The sequence below is a fragment of the Streptomyces dioscori genome (assembly GCF_003024195.1).
GTDB lineage: Bacteria > Actinomycetota > Actinomycetes > Streptomycetales > Streptomycetaceae > Streptomyces > Streptomyces dioscori.
Genome location: NZ_KZ679043.1, coordinates 310,544 through 331,190 on the forward strand (window position 1 = coordinate 310,544; position 20,647 = coordinate 331,190).

The following is a 20,647-nucleotide window of genomic DNA, read 5'->3' on the forward strand; positions in this document are numbered from 1 at the left end:
GCGCGTCACGGGCGGCGCGGGACGGCGCGCGGGGCGGCGCGTGAGAGGGGCACGTCGTCGGTGATCCACTCCTCGCGCGAACGGTGCGCCGCGAGCCACCGCTCCGCGTAGGCGACCGCGTCCACCAGGGGGAACAGCCGTGTGTCGGCCGCGCCCACCCGGCCCCGTACGACAGGGCGGTCCCGTTCGAAGTCGGCGCCCAGGGTGTCGAACTCGTCCGAGCTGATCGCGACCTCCGTGACGGTCTCCCAGCGGGGCCCCTCCGGGGTGAGGACCGGCCGTCCCACCTCGACGCGGGGCGCGGGTATGCGGTACTCGGCCAGGTGGAAGCCGGTGCAGGTGTCGTACCCCGCGCCCAGCAGCAGGACCCGGGCGCCCCGCTCCTCCAGGCGCGCCAGCGGGCTGTGCTCGCCGAGGCGGCAGTCCGGCGCGTGGCTCCCGACGACCGCCGCCGCGGCCGGGCCGACGGCCGCGAAGGAGGTCTGCGGATGCGCGCTGCGCAGGGCACCGGGCCAGGAGCGCACGGTCTCCGGAACCACGCCCACCCCGCGTGAGGGCGTCACGAGCGGGTCGTACGGGGGCATCGTGGCGCGGATCGTCGGCCACCACTCCTCGGGCACGGGCGGGCTGCTCCACAGGGCCGGGTCGGAGAGGTCGCCGGACTGGGTGGGGACCACGAGGGTGCCGTCCGGACCGAGGGCGTCGAGGAGTCCCTGGACGACGGCTACCGCTCCTCCGTTGACCCATCCGAGGGAACGCAGTGACGCATGCACGAGGAGCGTCTCGCCGGGGCGTACGCCCAGGGCGCGCAGGTCCGTGGCGAGGGTGGCGCGGGTGACGAGAGGGCCGGTGGGAGGGGGTGTCGGCATGGTTCCCCAGTCTTGCCGACGACCCCGGGCCATGCCACCGAATTGATCGATCAAAGATCGTTCCCGCAGGTCAGATTAGGTTTACCTAAGTGATGCACCGCACCCCATCGGGCGCGGACACGGCTTGTCACTCTCTGAGGAATTACGCAACAATGGTGTTGTGAAATACGTCGGCGAGGCTCAGGAGACCCCCACGGGGGCCCCTCAGGAGGAACTCGCGACCGGAGAGCGCTCCACGCGCAACCGGGTCGCGCGGTCCATCCTGGACCACGGCCCGTCGACGGTGGCCGATCTCGCCGGACGGCTGGGCCTGACCCAGGCGGCGGTCCGACGGCATCTTGACGCCCTCGTCTCCGACGACGTCGTGGAGCCCCGCGAACAGCGGGTCTACGGCGCTCGTACGCGCGGACGGCCCGCCAAGGTGTTCGCCCTGACCGACTGCGGCCGGGACGCCTTCGACCAGTCCTACGACCAGCTCGCCGCGGACGCCCTGCGCTGGATCGCCGAGCGCGAGGGCGGGGAGGGGGCGCTCGTCGCCTTCGCCCGCGCCCGGATGGCCGCCCAGGCCGGTGCCTACCGCGAGGCGGTCGAGTCCGCCGCTCCCGAGAAGCGGGCCGAAGCCCTGGCCAAGGCCCTGAGCGCGGACGGGTACGCTGCTACGGCGCGCAGCGCACCGGTCGGTGAGCAGCTCTGCCAGCACCACTGCCCGGTCGCCCATGTCGCCGAGCAGTTCCCGCAGCTGTGCGAGGCGGAGACCGAGTTCTTCTCCCAGCTGCTGGGTACTCACGTGCAGCGGCTGGCCACCATCGCCCACGGCGACGGCGTCTGCACGACCTTCATCCCCAAGATTTCCCACACCCCGAAGAATTCCAAGGCTCCACCAGTTTCCACGCCTTCCAAGACCACTGATAACGCATCCGCACGTACCGCCGGGAGGAACCCCGCATGACGCTCCCCATCGAGGAGACCGCCCACCCCGAGCTTGAGGGTCTGGGCAACTACGAATACGGCTGGGCCGACTCCGACGTGGCTGGTGCCTCTGCCAAGCGCGGTATCAACGAACACGTCGTCCGGGACATCTCCGCGAAGAAGAACGAGCCGGAGTGGATGACCAACCTCCGTCTCAAGGGCCTGCGTCTGTTCGGCAAGAAGCCCATGCCGAACTGGGGCTCGGACCTCTCGGGCATCGACTTCGACAACATCAAGTACTTCGTGCGGTCCACGGAGAAGCAGGCCCAGTCGTGGGAGGACCTGCCCGAGGACATCAAGAACACGTACGACAAGCTCGGCATCCCCGAGGCGGAGAAGCAGCGCCTCGTCGCCGGTGTCGCGGCCCAGTACGAGTCCGAGGTCGTCTACCACCAGATCAACGAGGAGCTGGAGGCGCAGGGTGTCATCTTCATGGACACCGACACCGCGCTGAAGGAGCACCCGGAGCTCTTCAAGGAGTACTTCGGCACCGTCATCCCGGTCGGCGACAACAAGTTCGCGTCGCTGAACTCCGCGGTGTGGTCCGGCGGCTCGTTCATCTACGTGCCGAAGGGCGTGCACGTCGAGATCCCGCTCCAGGCCTACTTCCGTATCAACACGGAGAACATGGGCCAGTTCGAGCGGACGCTGATCATCGTCGACGAGGGTGCCTACGTGCACTACGTCGAGGGCTGCACCGCCCCGATCTACAAGTCGGACTCGCTGCACTCCGCGGTCGTCGAGATCATCGTCAAGAAGGGTGGCCGCTGCCGTTACACGACCATCCAGAACTGGTCGAACAACGTCTACAACCTGGTCACCAAGCGCGCCGTGGCGTACGAGGGCGCGACCATGGAGTGGATCGACGGCAACATCGGCTCCAAGGTCACCATGAAGTACCCGGCCGTCTACCTGATGGGCGAGCACGCCAAGGGCGAGACCCTCTCCATCGCCTTCGCGGGCGAGGGCCAGCACCAGGACGCCGGCTCCAAGATGGTCCACATGGCGCCGAACACGTCCTCGAACATCGTGTCGAAGTCCGTGGCGCGCGGCGGCGGCCGTACGTCCTACCGCGGTCTCGTCGAGATCGGCGAGGGCGCCCACGGCTCGAAGTCGAACGTGCTGTGCGACGCGCTGCTCGTCGACACCATCTCCCGCTCGGACACGTACCCCTACGTGGACGTCCGCGAGGACGACGTGTCCATGGGCCACGAGGCGACCGTCTCCAAGGTCTCCGACGACCAGCTCTTCTACCTGATGAGCCGCGGCCTCTCCGAGTTCGAGGCGATGGCCATGATCGTGCGCGGCTTCGTCGAGCCCATCGCGAAGGAGCTGCCCATGGAGTACGCGCTGGAGCTCAACCGGCTGATCGAGCTGCAGATGGAAGGCGCGGTCGGCTAGGACCCGCCCTCCGGAGCAGTCGCCAGATTTCTGACGTAGACGTAGGAAGAGAGCAGACCGACAGCCATGGCTGAGGCTCAGAATATCCCGGTGGGGTCAACCACCGCCGGCCAGATCGCGGTGGCCGCCGAGTCGACCGTCGCCACGCGCATGAGCGCGCCCCCGTCCTTCGACGTGGCGGACTTCCCCGTCCCCCACGGCCGTGAGGAGGAGTGGCGGTTCACGCCGCTGGAGCGGCTGCGCGGGCTGCACGACGGCACCGCGGTCGCCACCGGCGACGGCGTCAAGGTCGACATCGACGCGCCCGAGGGCGTCACCGTCGAGACCGTCGGCCGCGACGACGCGCGGCTCGGCCGGGCGACCCCGGTCGACCGTGTCGCCGCCCAGGCCTACTCGGCGTTCGAGAAGGCCGGTGTGGTCACCGTCCCCAAGGAGACGGTCCTCACCGAGCCGATCCGCATCGCCGTGCACGGCGCGGGCGGGGTCGCCTACGGCCACCAGGTCATCGAGCTGGGAGCCTTCGCCGAGGCCGTCGTCGTCATCGACCACACCGGTGACGCCGTCCTGGCCGCCAACGTCGACTACGTCCTGGGCGACGGCGCCAAGCTCACCGTCGTCTCCGTCCAGGACTGGGACGACAAGGCCGTCCACGTCGGCCAGCACAACGCGCTGATCGGCCGCGACGCCACCTTCAAGTCCTTCGTGGTCACCTTCGGCGGCGACCTCGTACGCCTCCACCCGCGGGTCGCCTACGCGGGCCCCGGCGGCGAGGCCGAGCTGTTCGGCCTGTACTTCACGGACGCCGGCCAGCACCAGGAGCACCGCCTCCTGGTCGACCACAACACCCCGCACTGCAAGTCGAACGTCGCCTACAAGGGCGCGCTCCAGGGCGACGGCGCCCACGCGGTGTGGATCGGCGACGTCCTCATCGAGGCCGCCGCCGAGGGCACGGACACCTACGAGATGAACCGCAACCTGGTTCTGACCGACGGTGCCCGGGTCGACTCCGTGCCGAACCTGGAGATCGAGACCGGCGAGATCGTCGGCGCCGGACACGCCTCGGCGACCGGCCGCTTCGACGACGAGCAGCTCTTCTACCTGATGGCGCGCGGCATCCCGGCCGACGAGGCCCGCCGTCTGGTGGTCCGCGGTTTCTTCGCCGAGCTGGTCCAGCAGATCCGCGTCCCCGACATCCAGGAACGCCTTCTCGCCAGGATCGACGAGGAGCTGGAGGCGTCCGTCTGATGACTGCCTTCCTACGCGCCTGTGGGCTGAGCGAGCTGGAGGAGGACACCCCGAAACGGGTGGAACTCGACGGCACGCCGGTCTCGGTCGTCCGTACCGAGGGGGAGGTGTTCGCGATCAACGACATCTGCTCGCACGCGAACGTCTCGCTCTCCGAGGGCGAGGTGGAGGACTGTCAGATCGAGTGCTGGCTGCACGGCTCCGCGTTCGACCTCAGAACCGGCAAGCCGTCCGGCCTTCCCGCGACGCGCCCCGTCCCCGTATATCCCGTAAAGATCGAAGGGGACGACGTGCTCGTCTCCCTCACCCAGGAGTCCTGAGGAACCCATGGCAACGCTTGAAATCCACGACCTGCACGTCACCGTCGAGGCCGACAACGCCACGAAGGAGATCCTCAAGGGCGTCGACCTCACCGTGAAGCAGGGCGAGACGCACGCCATCATGGGCCCGAACGGCTCCGGCAAGTCGACTCTCGCCTACTCGCTCGCGGGACACCCGAAGTACACGATCACCGGCGGCACCGTCACCCTCGACGGCGAGGACGTCCTGGAGATGTCCGTCGACGAGCGCGCCCGCGCGGGCCTGTTCCTGGCGATGCAGTACCCGGTCGAGGTGCCCGGTGTCTCCGTCTCCAACTTCCTGCGCACCTCCGCCACCGCGATCCGCGGCGAGGCCCCCAAGCTCCGCCTGTGGGTCAAGGAGGTCAAGGAGGCCATGCAGCGGCTGAACATGGACCCGGCCTTCGCCGAGCGCAACGTGAACGAGGGCTTCTCCGGCGGCGAGAAGAAGCGCCACGAGATCCTTCAGCTGGAGCTGCTCAAGCCGAAGATCGCGATCCTCGACGAGACCGACTCCGGTCTGGACGTCGACGCCCTGCGCGTCGTGTCCGAGGGCGTCAACCGCGTCCGTGAGAGCGGCGAGGTCGGCACCCTGCTGATCACGCACTACACGCGCATCCTGCGCTACATCAAGCCCGACCACGTGCACGTGTTCGCGAACGGCCGCATCGCCGAGTCCGGCGGCGCCGAGCTCGCCGACCAGCTTGAGGCCGAGGGCTACGACAAGTACGTGAAGGGTGGAGCATCAGCGTGACGCAGTTGCCGGGCCTCCTCACGGGAACATCTCAACTACTCGACGAGGCGATCCGTAAGGACTTCCCCATCCTGGACCGCCAGGTCCACGACGGTAAGAAGCTCGTGTACCTGGACAACGCGGCGACCTCGCAGAAGCCGCGCCAGGTGCTGGACGCACTCAGTGGTTACTACGAGCAGTACAACGCCAACGTCCACCGCGGTGTGCATGTGCTCGCGGAGGAGGCCACGGCGCTGTACGAGGGCGCGCGCGACAAGGTCGCCGCGTTCATCAACGCGCCGAGCCGCGACGAGGTCATCTTCACGAAGAACGCCTCGGAATCGCTCAACCTCGTGGCCAACATGCTCGGCTGGGCCGACGAGCCCTACCGGGTCGACCACGAGACCGAGATCGTCATCACGGAGATGGAGCACCACTCCAACATCGTGCCGTGGCAGCTGCTCGCGCAGCGCACGGGCGCGAAGCTGAAGTGGTTCGGCCTGACCGACGACGGCCGGCTCGACCTGTCCAACATCGACGAGATCATCACGGAGAAGACGAAGATCGTCTCCTTCGTGCTGGTGTCGAACATCCTGGGCACGGTCAACCCGGTCGAGGCGATAGTGCGCCGTGCGCAGGAGGTCGGTGCGCTGGTCTGCATCGACGCCTCCCAGGCCGCCCCGCACATGCCGCTGGACGTACAGGCCCTGCAGGCCGACTTCGTGGCCTTCACCGGCCACAAGATGTGCGGCCCGACCGGCATCGGCGTCCTCTGGGGCCGCCAGGAGCTGCTGGAGGACCTGCCTCCGTTCCTCGGCGGCGGCGAGATGATCGAGACGGTGTCGATGCACTCGTCGACCTACGCTCCCGCCCCGCACAAGTTCGAGGCGGGCACCCCGCCGATCGCCCAGGCGGTCGGTCTCGGTGCGGCCATCGACTATCTGAGCGCGATCGGCATGGACCGGATCCTCGCCCATGAGCACGCGCTCACCGAGTACGCGGTGAAGCGGTTCGCCGAGGTCCCGGGCCTGCGCATCATCGGCCCGACGACCGCCGAGGACCGCGGCGCGGCGATCTCGTTCACGCTGGGTGACATCCACCCGCACGACGTGGGCCAGGTTCTCGACGAACAGGGCATCGCGGTCCGGGTCGGACACCACTGCGCACGGCCGGTCTGCCTGCGGTACGGAATTCCTGCGACCACACGAGCGTCGTTCTATCTGTACTCCACGCCGACCGAGATCGACGCTCTGGTCGACGGCCTGGAGCACGTACGGAACTTCTTCGGCTGAGGAGCTGGCTGAGTCGTGAGGCTTGATTCGATGTACCAGGAAGTCATCCTGGACCACTACAAGCACCCCCACGGGCGCGGTCTGAGGGACGGCGACGCCGAGGTGCACCACGTCAACCCGACGTGCGGCGACGAGATCACCCTGCGGGTGAAGTACGACGGCACGACCATCAGTGACGTCTCGTACGAGGGGCAGGGCTGCTCCATCAGCCAGGCCTCCGCCTCCGTGCTGAACGAGCTGCTCGTGGGCCGCGACCTGGCGGACGCGCAGAAGATCCAGGAGACCTTCCTGGAGCTGATGCAGTCCAAGGGCCGGATCGAGCCGGACGACGCCATGGAGGAGGTCCTGGAGGACGCGGTCGCGTTCGCCGGGGTCTCCAAGTACCCCGCCCGCGTGAAGTGCGCGCTGCTGAGCTGGATGGCCTGGAAGGACGCGACGGCCCAGGCCCTGGGCGAGGCCGGCGCCGAGAGGAAGACGGCATGAGCGAGACCATCGAGATGAAACCGGCCTCCGAGGAAGAAGTCCGCGAGGCGCTGTACGACGTCGTCGACCCCGAACTGGGCATCGACGTCGTCAACCTCGGACTGATCTACGGGATCCACATCGACGACGCGAACATCGCGACGATCGACATGACCCTGACGTCGGCGGCGTGTCCGCTCACCGACGTCATCGAGGACCAGGCCAAGTCCGCCACGGACGGCATCGTGAACGAGCTCCGCATCAACTGGGTGTGGATGCCGCCGTGGGGCCCGGACAAGATCACGGACGACGGCCGTGACCAGCTCCGGGCGCTCGGCTTCAACGTCTGAGCGACCCTGTCCCGTCTGTACGTGTGCGGCCCCCGGCGAGTACGCCGGGGGCCGCGTGCGTGGTGCGTCACTGAGGTGTCGTGCGGCTCAGCCCAGGCCCTTGACCAGGCGGAACGCCGAGTCGGCCTGGTAGAGACGGCTGTTGTCGTACGGGTCCAGGCGCAGCCGGAAGTCGCGGTGGCGCAGGAAGCGGCCACGGTAGTTGACCGACTCCAGCATGACGGCGCCGGAGAACGCCGACGGGCGCGGGCAGAACGTGGCGTCCTTCTCGAACAGCTCGGAGCCGTCGCGGCGGTCGGCGCGCAGCCGGAACTGGGCGTGCCGCAGATAGCGGCCGTTCCCCAGCGAGAACGAGACGCAGTCGGCGTCGGCGAGGCCCGGGACGAGCCTGAAGGAGGCCTCCTGCCTGGTCCGGGAGGAGTGGCGCGGGTCCACCCGGTCGAGCCGCACGGAGCCGTGGTCGAGACGCCAGTAGCGGTCGGGGTAGTTCACCGCCTGGACGGACTTCCGTGCGGACGACGGCTTGGACGCCGGAGGCTTGCCGCCGGACGCGGGCTTCGACTTCGACGCCGACGGCTTCGGTACGGGGTCCGGGTCGGCGCCGCCCTGCTGTCCGGCGGGCGACGCGGAGCCGTCCGGGGCACTGCCGGAGGGCGAGGCGGCGGCCAGCCCGCTCTTGCCGCTGGGAGCGGTGGCGGCCACGGGCGGAGCGGCGACCAGTGGCTCGTCCTGGGCGGAGATGTTCTCCGTGCGGTCCTTCGGCGAGGTCCCCTTCTCCTCGTCCAGCACGGTGACCGCGGTCACCGTGGAGGCGAGGACAGCCAGCAGCAGTGCTCCGGCCAGCCACAGCCGGCGGGTCCCGGGTATGGGGGCCTGGTCCAGGGTCTCGCCGGTCTCCCACACCTTCGGGAGGTGGGGGGACGGGTCGGGAACGGACTCGGTGTTTCTTTCGGGCATGCGCGGTTCCCCCCGGCGTCGCCGATGGCGGACGCGGTTCGGTCATTGGTCGTGGCACATCGCGTGGCACATGAGGAGGCGGAGGCCGCGGGCACACAGGACGGCCATGGCCGGGCGGTCCGTGTGCGCGACGAGGGGAACATTAGTGGAACTCGTGCGGGTCGAGTAAGCGTTCCTGAGAGCGGTTTCTGCCTGAACTGGCTTGGTTGGCGGTCGAGTTGGCGCCGGGCTGCGGACTCGGCGGCCGGGAAAGATAGTTCAAGGCTTAAGGATTCGAGATCAGGGCCCTGGGGAGGGGGTTCCCGGCGCCCGAGGGGGAAGTCCGGGCGCCGGGGCGCGGGTGAGGGGGAAGTTCCGGTACGGCCGGAGGATTTCCTCTCTGGGCCCAATGGATCAGGAGGGTGAATCAGGGGGAACCAGGGGCGAATCAGGGGCGCTTTCCGAAGGCGGACAGGAGCGTGGCGATCCGTTCGCGGCGTCCGTCGTTCTGGACCGGGGCCGCGGTGAGGACGTCCAGGTGCTGGTAGCCCGGGAGCACCACGGGGTTCTTGTCCGCCGGGACGCGGTCCGCCAGGATGCCGTCGCCGGCGACGAAGGTGATCGCCGGATTGGCGGTCGGCCCTTCGGGGTGCGCCATGTGCCGGGCGATCCGCGCGTCGTCCACCAGTGAGAGATCCGTGACGAGCTTCGTCGGGAAGTAGTCCTCGGTGAAGTCCAGCGGCTGCTCGGAGAGGCTGCGGGCGAGCTCCCCGATGTCCGAGACCTCCTTGGCGGCCGTGGTGAACGGCGTGCCGTCGGCCGAGCGGTGCACCGGGTCGTCCGGCGCGCCGATCCGGTCGAAGTCGCGCCAGGTGTGGAGGGGGCCGCCCGGCTCGTCCGGGATCGCCTTCAGCTCCGTACCGAACAGGGCGGGGGAGCCCTCGACGTCGTTCGAGACGGGGAAGTCCTTGTCGGCGAGGCGGCCGCCGTCGAAGAGGCCCACGCTGGTCTGGATGAAGGACAGCGGGGCCGAGTTGTCGTCCATGAAGGCGCCGAGGACGGCCTCGTTGGTGAGCCGGAAGTCGCGGATCGTCGGTTTGCCGCTCAGGAACACGGCCGCGTTCTTCGAGAACATCGTGCGGGTCGTCGTCTCGATGTTGTCGTTCGCGGGCAGGGCGCTCCGCAGGGTGGACTGCGCGGTGGGAGCGGTACGCGCGGCGAGGCCGCTGAGGGAGAGGACGTTCATGATCTCCGGGTTGATGACCGCGGGCAGCGCCAGGAAGCGGGGGAGGGCGCCGGAGCGCAGTCCGGCCTGTACGACGGTGTAGCCGAGGCCGGTCTCGGGGACCGTGCCCTCGGGCAGCAGGCCGCCGTCGAGAGTGCCCGAACCGCCGCTCAGGTCATCGAGGTCGACAGCGATCGTGGTGTCCAGGGCGAAGTAGCCCGCGCACTGGTTGTAGCCCGCGTCCGCCTTCGTCGCGCTGTTCCCGTCGAAGTCCCAGGTGGAGAAGACGCCGGTGAGCACCCCGCCGAGCGAGTGCCCGCCGCACAGCACCTTCTCCTTGCGCAGCCTCTGGTCGGGCAGTTCGGCGCTCAGCAGGTCGTACTGGTCCCGGACGGTCTGCTCCAGACCGACCTCGCCGAGCCAGCCCACCTGGTCGCTGGTGAGGAAGCCGTCGAACGCGCGGCCGTCGATCTTCTCGCCCCCGTAGTAGTAGCCGACGGCCCGGCTCACGCTGCCCGTCGCGACCCCGGCGTTGTCCTCCAGGCAGTTGGAGCGCCGGTCCAGGGCCCAGAACTCGATGTGCTCGCCCCGGTCGGCCGCCGCCCGCACCGTGTTGCGGGCCACGCTGTCGAAGGCGCCCGCACCCTCCATGATCCCGGGCTGCGCGACCAGGATCCGGTCGGCGCCGGCCGACTTCGACGGCCCGTCCGAGGAGCGGTAGCGCAGGTACGACAGCCGGTCGCAGAGCGCCGGGTGGCTCCCCGCGGCGGCGGGCAGCGGTATCCGCAGGGATACCTGGGTCTCGGTGATGCCCGCGACCGGGGAGGCGGAGGGCACCGGTGTCTCGGTGCGGGCCGTGGCGGCGACGGCCGGGGTCGCGTCGGAGTCGGCGGCGACTCCGACGGATGAGCCGCCGGCCGAGGGGGCCGCGGTCAGCGCGGCCACGGCGAGTGCTCCCGCGAGGAGGGGGCGCGGCCATCGGGCACGGCGAGGGGGGAGAGGAGGGAGAGGGGGGACTCCTGTGGTCATGGATCTCTCCATCGGGGAGGGGGTGGGAGGGGACGGAAGGGGAGGGGCGTGCCGCACGGTACCTACCGGTAACTTCCGGGTGCCATAAGGGAAATGAGCGAACGAGGGGTGCGTGCCGCGCAGATTTCCACAGGCGCCACGCGGACCGGCCCGGTTCTGCGTACGGGAGTGTGTACGGGCGTACGCATCGATGCGTACACTCGTACGCATGGGATATGTGCTGCTCGCCGGAGCCATCGCCGCGGAAGTGGCCGCCACCACCGCCATGAAGTACAGCGACGGCTTCAGCAGACTCTGGCCCTCGCTGCTGACCGCCCTCGGCTACGTCGTCGCCTTCCTGCTGCTGGCGCAGACGCTCAAGACGGTGTCCGTCGGCACGGCCTACGCGATCTGGGCCGGGCTCGGCACGGCGGCCATCGTGGTGATCGGGGCGGTGTTCCTCGGGGAGGGGCTGAGCTTCGCCAAGTTCGCCGGTATCGCGATGATCATCGGCGGGGTCGTGGTGCTGAACCTGGGCGGGGCGCACTGATGGCCCCGGGCGGCGGGTACGTGGGCTGTCCGGACGGTGACCGCTGATGGCCAGGCGGTACGACCCCGAGCGGCGGCAGCGGATCATCGACGCGGCGATCCGGGTCGTGGCGGCCAAGGGCATCGCGGGGCTGAGCCACCGCTCGGCCGCGGCCGAGGCCGATGTGCCGCTCGGCTCGACGACCTACCACTTCAAGACCCTCGACGAGCTGCTGGTCGCCACGCTGCGCCAGGCCAACGAGGGCTTCGCGAAGACGGTCGCCGCGCGCGAGGCCCTGCGGGACGTCGACGCCGACCTCGCCACCGAGCTCGCCGGACTCGTCGGTGAATGGCTCGCGGACGACCGTACGGAGGTGGAGGTGGAGTACGAGCTCTACCTCGCCGCCCTGCGCCGGCCCGTCCTGCGGCCCGTCGCCGACGAGTGCGGCCGGGACTTCGCCGACCTCCTCGCCCGCCGCACTGACCCGGTGACCGCGCGGGCGCTGGTCGCGCTGATCGACGGCATCTGCCTGCAGGTGCTGCTGACGGGGGCGCCGTACGACGAGGAGTACGCGCGGGAGGTGCTGGCGCGGGTGACGGGTTGAGCGGGTGAAGGGCTGAGCGGGTGGTGGGTGACGGTGGCGCGTCGTGCGGGTGGCCGGTACCTGAGACGGTGGGGGCGCTGGTTGGCTCGGGCGGGGGCCGCCACGTTAGGTTTCTGTCATGACCGACACGACTGCTACACGCACCACCACCGGCGCCGTCGCCGCCGGGCTCGCCACGATCGCCCCCGACGGCACCGTCCTCGACACCTGGTTCCCGGCCCCCGAACTGGCCGCCGAACCCGGCCCCTCCGGCTCCGAGCGGCTGCCCGTCGAACGCGCCGTGGAACTGCTCGGCGAAGGTGCCGTGAAAGCGATCGGCCCGGACGCCCGCCGGGGTGTCGAGGTCGTCGCGGTCCGCACGGTCATCGCCTCGCTCGACGAGAAGCCGGTCGACGCGCACGACGCGTACCTGCGTCTGCACCTGCTCTCGCACCGTCTTGTGCAGCCCCACGGGCAGAGCCTGGACGGGCTGTTCGCCCACCTCGCCAACGTCGCCTGGACCTCGCTCGGGCCGGTGGCCGTGGACGACGTCGAGAAGGTCCGGCTCAACGCCCGCGCCGAGGGGCTGCACCTCGCCGTGACGTCCATCGACAAGTTCCCGCGCATGACGGACTACGTGGCGCCCAAGGGTGTCCGGATCGCCGACGCCGACCGGGTCCGCCTCGGGGCGCACCTGGCCGAGGGCACCACGGTCATGCACGAGGGCTTCGTGAACTTCAACGCCGGCACGCTCGGTACGTCGATGGTCGAGGGCCGGATCTCCGCGGGTGTGGTGGTCGGTGACGGGTCGGACATCGGCGGTGGCGCGTCCACGATGGGGACGCTGTCCGGCGGCGGCAACGTCCGCATCACCATCGGGGAGCGGTGCCTCATCGGGGCGGAGGCGGGGGTCGGGATCGCCCTCGGGGACGAGTGTGTGGTGGAGGCCGGGCTGTACGTCACCGCGGGTACGCGCGTGACGATGCCCGACGGGCAGATCGTCAAGGCGCGTGAGCTGTCCGGGGCGTCGAACATTCTGTTCCGGCGGAACTCGGTCACGGGGAAGGTGGAGGCTCGGCCGAACAACGCGGTGTGGGGTGGGCTGAACGAGATTCTTCACAGTCACAACTGACTGGGCTGTGTTGTTGCTCTGACGTTCTGACGCGAACGCCTTTCCGCTGTCGCTGAGCGGGAGGGCGTTCGTCGTGTTTGCGTGTGTGTTCGGGTGCGGGTCCGGTGGGGGCTTGTCGCGCAGTTCCCCGCGCCCCTAAAAGCGGGGCTGCGCCCCTGTTTTTGTCCTTCAGGGGCGCGGGGAACTGCGCGACCGGGCCCCGCCGGGCCGCACTTTGGGGTGGGGGCGGGAATCCCGAGCGTCGAGGCATAGCGGGGGTTCGGTGCAGGCGTCTGTACGGGTGGGAGCGGGGGAGATGCCCGCGGGGAAGAGACGGTGACGATGGATGCCCAGGGGCACGAGGCGTTCAGGGAGTTCGTGGAGAACAGGTCGACGGCGTTGCTGAAGACCGCCGTGCTGCTCAGCGGCGGCGACCGCCACGCGGCCGAGGACCTGCTGCAGAACGCGCTGATCAAGGCCGCCGGACGCTGGCACAGGATCGACGAGCCGGAGGCGTACGTACGGCAGATCCTGTACCGGCAGCAGGTGAGCCGCTGGCGGCTGAAGTGGCGCCGGCGGGAGCTGACCGTCGCCGAACCGCCCGAGACGGCGGACGGGGTGGCCGGCGGCGCGGCGGCCGGCGCGGACGCCGCCTCCGCGACCGAGTTGCGCATCCTGATGCGCGGAGCGCTCGCGCGGCTCACCGCCCGGCAGCGGACCGTGCTCGTCCTGCGGTACTTCGAGGACCTGCCGGAGGCCGACGTGGCCCGGATCCTCGGCTGCTCGGTCGGCACGGTGCGGTCCACGACACACCGCTCGCTCGCCAGACTGCGCGTGCTCGCACCGGAGCTGACCGCGCTCGGTCCGGCCGACGCCGAACAGAGCCCTTCCCGCGACTTCTCGCCCGTGGAGGTTCGTCCGTGAACATGGATCAGCTCGTACGCGACGCCCTGCATGAGCAGGCCTCGGAGGCGACCGCCCCGCCGCCCGACTTCGGCAGCCGCGTCCTGGCCGTCCGGCGGCGCCGCCGGACCCGCAGGCTGGCCGGCGCCGCGGTGGCCACGGCGGTCGCGGTCGCCGTCGGTGTGGGGGTGCCGTTCCTCGACGGCGAGGACGAGCCGCGGCTCGCCAGCCAGATGAACCGGAGCGACATCATCGCCCACCCGGACCAGACACCGCCGCGCGACCTCATCGCGGCGGGCGACACCGCGATGGCCGCCTACTACACGACCCGCACGGTCAAGGAGACCCCGGACCGGGGTGCCTACGTGCGCACCTACAGCCTCCTCGACCAGGAGACCGGCACATACGTGAAGACCACCAAGTGGTCCTTCGTCGATGTCGCCCCCGGCATGCGTACCGCCGCCGTCCTGGAGAAGGACCTGCCCACCAAGCGGATCGGGCTGCTGGACCTGCTGACCGGCGAGGTCGATCGCTGGATCACCGTCGACCGTGCCGTCGCGGGCGTCGAGTTCTCGCCCGACGGGACCAAGCTCGTCGCGACGACGTACAGCAAGAATCCCGACCTGCGGTACCGGGCCGACTACGACAGTGACGGGGACGGCAAGAAGAACGACTGGGAGACACGGTTCGGCCAGACGGACCGGACCGGTTTCTACGTTCTCGACGTCGACTCGGGGGACGGCTCCTGGAGCAAGGTCACGGGCAGCGAGGAGAACCTCAACGTCCGCCAGGACTTCGCCTTCAGCCAGGACGGCAAGCTGGTCTACTCCGGACTCACCTCGGAACCCCATATGCAGTACTACGACTTCGAGGGCAACGAGGTCGACAAGCCCGCGAAGGAGAAGTACCTGCACTGGTTCGTCGAGGCCGGGCTGTCCCCGAACGGCAAGCTCGCCGCGGGCGACTTCGCGGGCGGCGCCAGGACCACCGCCTCCGCGATCAACGACCCCCTCACCGGCAAGCGGCTCTACAAGATCCCCGGTCAGCAGCTGCTCGCCTGGGTCGACAACAAGCGGCTCATCGCCTGGGACATCACGCCGGGCACGAACGAGTTCCACAACCGGCTCGTCCTCGTCACGATCGGCAACAAGAAGACCGTTCCGCTGAGCGGTTTCCGCAAGGGGAACGACGGCGCGGACGGGCGCTGGGTGCCCATCTTCGCCGCACGCTGATCAGCCGGCGAGGGTCAGCCGGCGGCCGCCAGGTGCTCGTACGCGGTCAGCAGTCCGTCGGTCGTCTCACGGCCGGCGGGCTGCAGTGGTGCACGGACGGGACCGCCGGGCAGGCCGAGGGCGCCCAGCAGGCCCTTCGTCGTCACCGTGCCGGGTAGCCCGGACGCCATCATCAATTCGGTGAGGGGAATGGCTAGTTGCTGCAAGCGGGCCGCCTCGTCCGTCTCGCCCCGGTCGAACGCGTCGATGATGGAACGGAAGTGACGCGGAGTCGCATTCGCCACCGTGCTGATGTAGCCGGCGCCACCGAGCGCGTACAGGGCCAGTACGTACTCGTCGCAGCCCGTGTAGTACGCCAACTCCGTCCCGGCCAGGACCTTCTGTGTGCCCAGCAGGTCGTAGGCGCAGTCCTTCACCGCCACGATCCGCGGGTGCTCCGCGAGCCGCAGCATCGTCCCCGGCTCGATACGGGTGCCGGTGCGGCCCGGGATGTCGTACAGCGCGAGCGGCAGTCCGGAGGCGTCCGCGATCGCCCGGAAGTGTGCTTCGACGGCGTCCTGCGGAGGCCTGCTGTAGTAGGGCGTGACGGCCAACAGGCCGTCCGCGCCCGCCTTTTCGGCCTCCCGCGCGAGCTGCACGGAGTGGCGGGTGTCGGCGGTCCCGATGCCCGCGACGACCGCGGCGCGGTCCCCGACGGCCTCGGCCACCGCCCGTACCAGCGCGGACCTCTCGGTGTCCGTCAGGGTCGGCGACTCCCCGGTGGTCCCGGACAGCACCAGTCCGTCGCAGCCCTCGGACACCAGCCGCTCGGCCAGCCGCTGGGCGCCGCCCAGGTCGAGCAGTCCCTCCTCGGTGAAGGGTGTGACCATCGCGCACAGGGCGCGGCCGAAGGGGCGGGGACGGGGGCGGGGGTGAGGGCGGCGGCGGAGTGGGGGTGAGGTCGTGGTCATGGGAGTAGTCTCGGGGCGTCGACCTGGAAGCTCCACTTAATTCTCCTATGCCGTACCGGTAAGGGGTGCTAATGGGTTGCTGCTCAAGATCGCCAACCCGATGCTGTCCCAGGACGGCGGCCGGGCCGGGTTCACCGGAGTGTCGCTGGGCGGCGTGCTGCCGTACGGGGCCCTCGACGAGGCGATGCTGTGCACGGCCGAGCACCGGGCCGCCGTACTCCTCGAAGTGACGGTCCTCGGCGCGTACATCCGTTTCGAGAACGGCTTCCGGTACGCGCGGCAGCGGGTGCGCGCCGCCACGGTCGGCTCGGCGGGCGGGGCTCCGGGAAGGGGTAGTGACGGCCCAGCCGGGTACCCGGGCGTTCCCCCCGGACGAAAGGAGGCGGAACGCCATGACCGGGACCACGGACCGGCGGCCGGACGAGCAGCACTCGGTGGGTGAACTCGTCGGGCAGGCCACAGAACAGCTTTCCGAACTCGTACGACAGGAAGTGCGGCTCGCCAAACAGGAGCTGACCGAGAAGGGCAAGCGCGCGGGGCGCGGCGGCGGCCTGCTCGGCGCGGCCGGCGCCGTCGCCTACGTGGGGCTGATGGCCCTCTCGGCGACCGGTGCCGCGGCGCTCTCGCTGGTGCTGCCCGTGTGGGCGGCGGCGCTCATCGTCACCGCCGTGCTCTTCGTGATCGCGGCCGTGCTGGCCAAGACCGGCCGTACGCAACTCGGCCGGGCCACCCCTCCGATGCCCGAGGAGACGCTCGACAGCGTGCGGGCCGACGTCGACGAGATCAAGGAAAGGGCGCACCGATGAAGGACACGAACGATCCGGTCGAGATCGGCGGGGTCTCGGACAAGCCCGCCGCCGGGGCCGAGGGGCCGGAGGAACTGCGGCGGCAGATCGAGGAGACCCGCTCGCAACTCGGCGACACCGTGGAGGAGCTGGCCTCGAAGGCCGATGTGAAGGCTCGGGCGAAGGCCCGGGGTGCCGAGCTGAAGGACAAGGCGTCCGAGGCGGGGCACTCCGTGCAGGGCAAGGCGGTGCAGGCGGGGCACGTCGTGCAGGAGAAGGCCGTCGTGGCGGGGCATGTCGTGCAGGAGAAGGCCGTCGTGGCGGGGCATGTCGTGCAGGAGCGTGTGCCTCAGCCCGTGCGTGACGCTGTGACCGCGGTCGTGCGGGGTGGGTTGCGCAATCCCAAGCCGGTGTTGATCGCTGGGGCGGGGGTTGTGGTGGCGGTCGGGGTGTTGCGGCGGCGGCGCAATGGTCGCCGCTGAGTGACGGGGCGGCGCGCTGTTGTACCGGGACTCGGTCTGGAGCGTCGTGTTGAACCTGCGGGTGCGTGGGGGCTTGTCGCGCAGTTCCCCGCGCCCCTGAAAGACGGGTGGGTTTTATAGCTGCGGGTCGGTGGGGGCTGGCCGCGCCGTTCCCCGCGCCCCCAAAAAAGCAGTTCCCCGCGCCTTTGAGGGGGTGGGTGGGAGGTCGGGGAATCCTGCGGGATGTTGATCGGATGTCGGATTTCCTGGAAATCTTGACCCTGGCTGGCTCCGCTTCGGCGGGGCGTCGAAAGTGGGCGCCGTAACAGCCGACCGCGGCGTGCAGCGCCGCGAGGGGGAGAGTTCCGTGAACGTCACAACGACGGCGAGCGTCTCGCAGGGGCGGCGGGCGGCCACGCTCGTCATGGCCTGCGTGGGCGTGTTCGTCGCCTATCTGCCGGTGACCACCGTCTCGGTGAGCCTGCCGGCCATCCAGCGGGCGATGCACGCGTCGACCGCCCAACTGGCCTGGGTGTCCGACGCGTTCGTCCTGCCCATGGCCGCCCTCATCCTCACCGCCGGAGTCGTCGGTGACGTCCACGGCCGCAAGAAGGTCTTCCAGGCGGGCCTGGCCTTCTGCGCCGTGGGCGCGGCCGTCGCCCTGTCCGCCCAGTCGATCGAGGTCCTCTGGATCGGCCAGGCCTTCGCGGGTATCGGGGCCGCGGCGCTGCTGCCCACGACCCTGGCGCTGATCAGCCATGCCGTCCCCGACCACCGCGAGCGCGGCAAGTTCATCGGCCTGTGGGCCATGTCCCTGCTGTCGGCGCTTGCCCTCGGCCCGATCATCGCCGGGCTCGTCCTCGAACACTTCGCCTGGCGGTGGATCTACCTGCTGGCGGTCCCCGCCTCGCTCGTGGCCATGGTCTTCGCGGCCCGGCTGCTGACCGACTCCCGTGCCGCCGGCTCGCGCGCACTGGACTGGCCCGGCCAGCTCACCGCCGCCCTGGCGATCACCGCACTCGTCTACGGGGTCATCGAGGGCGGCGCCGAGTCCTTCACGGACACCAAGGTGCTGGTGGCCCTCTTCACGGCCGTCGTCGCCGGTGTGGCCTTCGTCCTGGCGGAGCGGCGCAGCGACAGCCCGATGCTCGACCTGAAGCTGTTCCGCAGCGCGGCCTTCAGCGCCACCACCCTGGTCGCCATGATCAGCTTCCTCGGTCTGATCGGGTTCTTCTTCGCCCTCAGCCTCTACTTCGGGATGGTCCAGCAGCTCAGCACGCTGGAGGCGGGCGCCCGGCTGGTGACGGTCAGCCTCATGGCCATCCTGGTGGGAGCGCCGGTCGGCCGCCTGATGCACCGGGTCTCGGCACGCCTCCTGATCACCGGCGGCCTCCTCGTCAGCGCGGGCGCCCTGCTCTCCCTGACCACGATCGACGCCGACACCTCGTACGTCTCGCTGGTCTGGCGGCTGGCACTGCTGGGCCTCGGCATGGGACTGGTCATCACGCCCATGACCGCCACCGCGGTCGCCTCCGTACCGCATCACCTCGCGGGCATGGCCGCCGCCGGGAACAACGCCTTCCGGCAGGTCGGCGGCGCCCTCGGCCCCGCCGTCCTGGGCGCCCTGCTCACCAGCCGGGCCACCGGCTCCCTGTCCGGGCACCTCGTCGACGCGGGCCTGACCGACGCCCAGCGGCAGAGTGTCGTCGCGGCTGTGGACGAGGGCGGGCTGGGCGCGGTCGCGGGAATGAATCTTGGCCCGGCCCAGGGACGCGCCCTGGGTGCGCTGTCCGAGGCCTTCCTCGACGGCCTCCACCTGTGTCTGATCGTCTCCGCGCTGCTGACACTGCTCGCCGCGGCGGTCGCGGCCGTCCTGCTGCGCAGCCCGCGGCGGACGACGATGCCGGTGACCGGCTCCGGCTCCGGCTCCGGGGCCGGCTTCGGGGCGGGATCGGGGGCCGGGTCCGGCTCTGGCGCGGAAGCGGAAGCCGGAACACGATCGCCGGTGGGGATGAACCCGCAGCGGTGATCCGGCGTCTTACCGGGTGCCCTCCGTGGGGACGGGAAGGGCGCCGGTGCGAGGCCCGGATCCAGGAACACACTCCTGGGTCCGGGCCTCACTGCCTCACTGCTCGCTCAGGCACCCCCGCACCCTCCTCGGTGGGATGATCGGTGACGGTTGTCCGTCCATGCCGTCCCGGCCAGAGAGTGGAAGCGCGCCCGTGGAGTCCCGCTCGACCGACCCCCTCGATTCCCTCGACCTGAAACTGCTGCAGGCGCTGCAACTGGACGGCCGCGCGCCGTTCAGCCGGCTCGCGGAGGTGCTCGGCGTCTCCGACCAGACGGTCGCGCGCCGTTACCGGCGCCTGCGCACCACGGCGGGTCTGCGCGTGCTCGGTATGACCGACGAGAGCCGGCTCGGCAGACAGAGCTGGGTCGTCCGGCTGCGGTGCACGCCCGACGCGGCGGAACAACTGGCCACCGCGCTGGCCCGGCGCCCCGACACCTCGTACATCGGGCTGTTCTCGGGAGGCACCGAGCTCATGTGCGCGATGAAGCCGCGGTCCAGTCAGGAACGGGACGAACTGCTCTTCGACCGGCTGCCGCGCACTCCGCGCGTCATCTCGGTCAGCGCGCACTGCCTGCTGCACTCCTACTACGGCGGCCCGCTCGGCTGGCTCAACAAGATGCGGGCCCTCGATCCCGACGAGGAGGCCGCCCTCACCCCGCCGCCCGTCGCCACGCCCACCGACCCCGTCACCCTGGACGCGCAGGACGAGGCGCTGCTCGCGGTGCTCCGGCGCGACGGCAGGACCCCGTTCACCGAGCTCCAGAGCGGTACCGGGCAGACGGAGTCGGCGGTGAAACGGCGGCTGGACCGGCTGCGTGCCTGCGGGGTCCTCTACTTCGACGTGCAGCACGACCGCCAGTCCCTGGGCCACTCCATCGACGCGATGCTCTGGCTCACGGTGGCTCCCTCCGCCCTCGCCGAGGTCGGGCGCGCGCTGGCGGGGCATCCCGAGGTCGGCTTCGCCGCGGCCGTCACCGGGCAGGCCAACATCGTCGCCGCCGTCCTGTGCCGCGACACCGGCGCGCTGTACACGTATCTGAGCGAGCGGATCGGGGTCCTCGACGGCGTCCAGGCCGTGGAGACCGTCCTCAACCTGCGCCAGATCAAACAGCTCACCTACGAGCCCGGCCGCTGACGACTCGCCGTCCCGCCCGCTGACATGACCGGGCCCGGCCCCCCTGACATCGGGGCCGG

The 20,647-nt window shown here is 70.3% G+C and carries 21 protein-coding genes and 1 pseudogene; 18 read left to right on the forward strand and 4 right to left on the reverse strand.

Features of this window, described 5'->3' with window-relative positions:
* Positions 1-5: 5 nt before the first annotated feature.
* On the reverse strand, positions 6-869 hold the full coding sequence (locus tag C6Y14_RS17700) for an aminoglycoside N(3)-acetyltransferase (RefSeq protein WP_107017658.1): 864 nt from the start codon (positions 867-869) through the stop codon (positions 6-8).
* 160 nt (positions 870-1,029) lie between these two features.
* Here C6Y14_RS17700 and C6Y14_RS17705 point away from each other — a divergent pair, with 160 nt between their 5' ends.
* The 8 genes from C6Y14_RS17705 (at position 1,030) to C6Y14_RS17740 (ending at position 7,659) form a co-directional block, all read left to right on the forward strand.
* Positions 1,030-1,818: a helix-turn-helix transcriptional regulator gene (locus C6Y14_RS17705; protein WP_107017659.1), complete on the forward strand. Its 789-nt coding sequence runs from the start codon at positions 1,030-1,032 to the stop codon at positions 1,816-1,818.
* Positions 1,815-3,239, forward strand: a complete 1,425-nt coding sequence (gene sufB / locus C6Y14_RS17710) for a Fe-S cluster assembly protein SufB (RefSeq protein ID WP_107017660.1) — start codon at positions 1,815-1,817, stop codon at positions 3,237-3,239. Before C6Y14_RS17705 ends, sufB begins: the two co-directional genes overlap by 4 nt.
* Positions 3,240-3,305: 66 nt before the next feature.
* Positions 3,306-4,484 (forward strand): Fe-S cluster assembly protein SufD, encoded by a 1,179-nt coding sequence (gene sufD / locus C6Y14_RS17715; protein WP_107017661.1) that lies wholly within the window; start codon positions 3,306-3,308, stop codon positions 4,482-4,484.
* Positions 4,484-4,804: a non-heme iron oxygenase ferredoxin subunit gene (locus C6Y14_RS17720; protein ID WP_107017662.1), complete on the forward strand. Its 321-nt coding sequence runs from the start codon at positions 4,484-4,486 to the stop codon at positions 4,802-4,804. Before sufD ends, C6Y14_RS17720 begins: the two co-directional genes overlap by 1 nt.
* Positions 4,805-4,811: 7 nt before the next feature.
* Positions 4,812-5,576, forward strand: coding sequence for a Fe-S cluster assembly ATPase SufC (sufC, locus tag C6Y14_RS17725; RefSeq protein WP_107017663.1), 765 nt, complete (start codon positions 4,812-4,814; stop codon positions 5,574-5,576).
* Entirely contained in the window at positions 5,573-6,847 is a 1,275-nt protein-coding gene (locus C6Y14_RS17730) for a cysteine desulfurase (protein WP_107017664.1), read from the forward strand. Before sufC ends, C6Y14_RS17730 begins: the two co-directional genes overlap by 4 nt.
* Before the next feature lie 15 nt (positions 6,848-6,862).
* Positions 6,863-7,330, forward strand: a complete 468-nt coding sequence (sufU, locus tag C6Y14_RS17735) for a Fe-S cluster assembly sulfur transfer protein SufU (RefSeq protein WP_107017665.1) — start codon at positions 6,863-6,865, stop codon at positions 7,328-7,330.
* Positions 7,327-7,659, forward strand: coding sequence for a metal-sulfur cluster assembly factor (locus C6Y14_RS17740; protein ID WP_107017666.1), 333 nt, complete (start codon positions 7,327-7,329; stop codon positions 7,657-7,659). Before sufU ends, C6Y14_RS17740 begins: the two co-directional genes overlap by 4 nt.
* Positions 7,660-7,746: 87 nt before the next feature.
* Here the strand turns inward: C6Y14_RS17740 and C6Y14_RS17745 are convergent, their stop codons facing one another.
* Together C6Y14_RS17745 and C6Y14_RS17750 are read right to left on the reverse strand one after the other, a co-directional pair.
* Positions 7,747-8,616 carry an AbfB domain-containing protein gene (locus C6Y14_RS17745; RefSeq protein ID WP_107017667.1) on the reverse strand — a complete coding sequence of 290 codons (870 nt, stop codon included), beginning with the start codon at positions 8,614-8,616 and terminating at the stop codon, positions 7,747-7,749.
* 427 nt (positions 8,617-9,043) lie between these two features.
* Positions 9,044-10,765 (reverse strand): hypothetical protein, encoded by a 1,722-nt coding sequence (locus tag C6Y14_RS17750; RefSeq protein WP_107017668.1) that lies wholly within the window; start codon positions 10,763-10,765, stop codon positions 9,044-9,046.
* A gap of 292 nt (positions 10,766-11,057) precedes the next feature.
* Between C6Y14_RS17750 and C6Y14_RS17755 the strand changes: the two genes are divergently transcribed.
* The 5 genes from C6Y14_RS17755 to C6Y14_RS17775 all read left to right on the forward strand — a co-directional run bounded on the left by C6Y14_RS17755 (position 11,058) and on the right by C6Y14_RS17775 (position 15,186).
* Positions 11,058-11,378 (forward strand): DMT family transporter, encoded by a 321-nt coding sequence (locus tag C6Y14_RS17755; protein ID WP_107017831.1) that lies wholly within the window; start codon positions 11,058-11,060, stop codon positions 11,376-11,378.
* Between the two features lie 46 nt (positions 11,379-11,424).
* Positions 11,425-11,961, forward strand: coding sequence for a TetR/AcrR family transcriptional regulator (locus C6Y14_RS17760; protein WP_107017669.1), 537 nt, complete (start codon positions 11,425-11,427; stop codon positions 11,959-11,961).
* A 118-nt stretch (positions 11,962-12,079) separates the two neighbouring features.
* The gene (dapD, locus tag C6Y14_RS17765; RefSeq protein ID WP_107017670.1) at positions 12,080-13,072 is read left to right on the forward strand and encodes a 2,3,4,5-tetrahydropyridine-2,6-dicarboxylate N-succinyltransferase; all 993 of its coding nucleotides are present in this window, start codon (positions 12,080-12,082) and stop codon (positions 13,070-13,072) included.
* 321 nt (positions 13,073-13,393) lie between these two features.
* The gene (locus C6Y14_RS17770) at positions 13,394-13,975 is read left to right on the forward strand and encodes a SigE family RNA polymerase sigma factor (protein WP_107017832.1); all 582 of its coding nucleotides are present in this window, start codon (positions 13,394-13,396) and stop codon (positions 13,973-13,975) included.
* The gene (locus C6Y14_RS17775) at positions 13,972-15,186 is read left to right on the forward strand and encodes a hypothetical protein (protein WP_107017671.1); all 1,215 of its coding nucleotides are present in this window, start codon (positions 13,972-13,974) and stop codon (positions 15,184-15,186) included. The genes C6Y14_RS17770 and C6Y14_RS17775 overlap by 4 nt, the downstream gene beginning before the upstream one ends.
* A gap of 14 nt (positions 15,187-15,200) precedes the next feature.
* On the opposite strand, the gene dapA is transcribed toward C6Y14_RS17775, so the two are convergent.
* Positions 15,201-16,136, reverse strand: a complete 936-nt coding sequence (gene dapA, locus C6Y14_RS17780; RefSeq protein ID WP_107017672.1) for a 4-hydroxy-tetrahydrodipicolinate synthase — start codon at positions 16,134-16,136, stop codon at positions 15,201-15,203.
* 76 nt (positions 16,137-16,212) lie between these two features.
* On the opposite strand from dapA, the pseudogene C6Y14_RS17785 reads away from it, so the two are divergent.
* The 5 genes and pseudogenes from C6Y14_RS17785 to C6Y14_RS17805 all read left to right on the forward strand — a co-directional run.
* Positions 16,213-16,497: pseudogene (locus tag C6Y14_RS17785) on the forward strand (hypothetical protein); the annotation flags it as partial.
* A 31-nt stretch (positions 16,498-16,528) separates the two neighbouring features.
* Positions 16,529-16,942: a phage holin family protein gene (locus C6Y14_RS17790; RefSeq protein ID WP_107017673.1), complete on the forward strand. Its 414-nt coding sequence runs from the start codon at positions 16,529-16,531 to the stop codon at positions 16,940-16,942.
* The gene (locus tag C6Y14_RS17795; protein WP_107017674.1) at positions 16,939-17,403 is read left to right on the forward strand and encodes a DUF3618 domain-containing protein; all 465 of its coding nucleotides are present in this window, start codon (positions 16,939-16,941) and stop codon (positions 17,401-17,403) included. Before C6Y14_RS17790 ends, C6Y14_RS17795 begins: the two co-directional genes overlap by 4 nt.
* A 346-nt stretch (positions 17,404-17,749) precedes the next feature.
* Positions 17,750-19,411: a DHA2 family efflux MFS transporter permease subunit gene (locus tag C6Y14_RS17800; RefSeq protein ID WP_225891138.1), complete on the forward strand. Its 1,662-nt coding sequence runs from the start codon at positions 17,750-17,752 to the stop codon at positions 19,409-19,411.
* A gap of 160 nt (positions 19,412-19,571) precedes the next feature.
* The gene (locus C6Y14_RS17805) at positions 19,572-20,588 is read left to right on the forward strand and encodes an Lrp/AsnC family transcriptional regulator (protein ID WP_107017675.1); all 1,017 of its coding nucleotides are present in this window, start codon (positions 19,572-19,574) and stop codon (positions 20,586-20,588) included.
* The last annotated feature ends 59 nt before the right edge of the window (positions 20,589-20,647 follow it).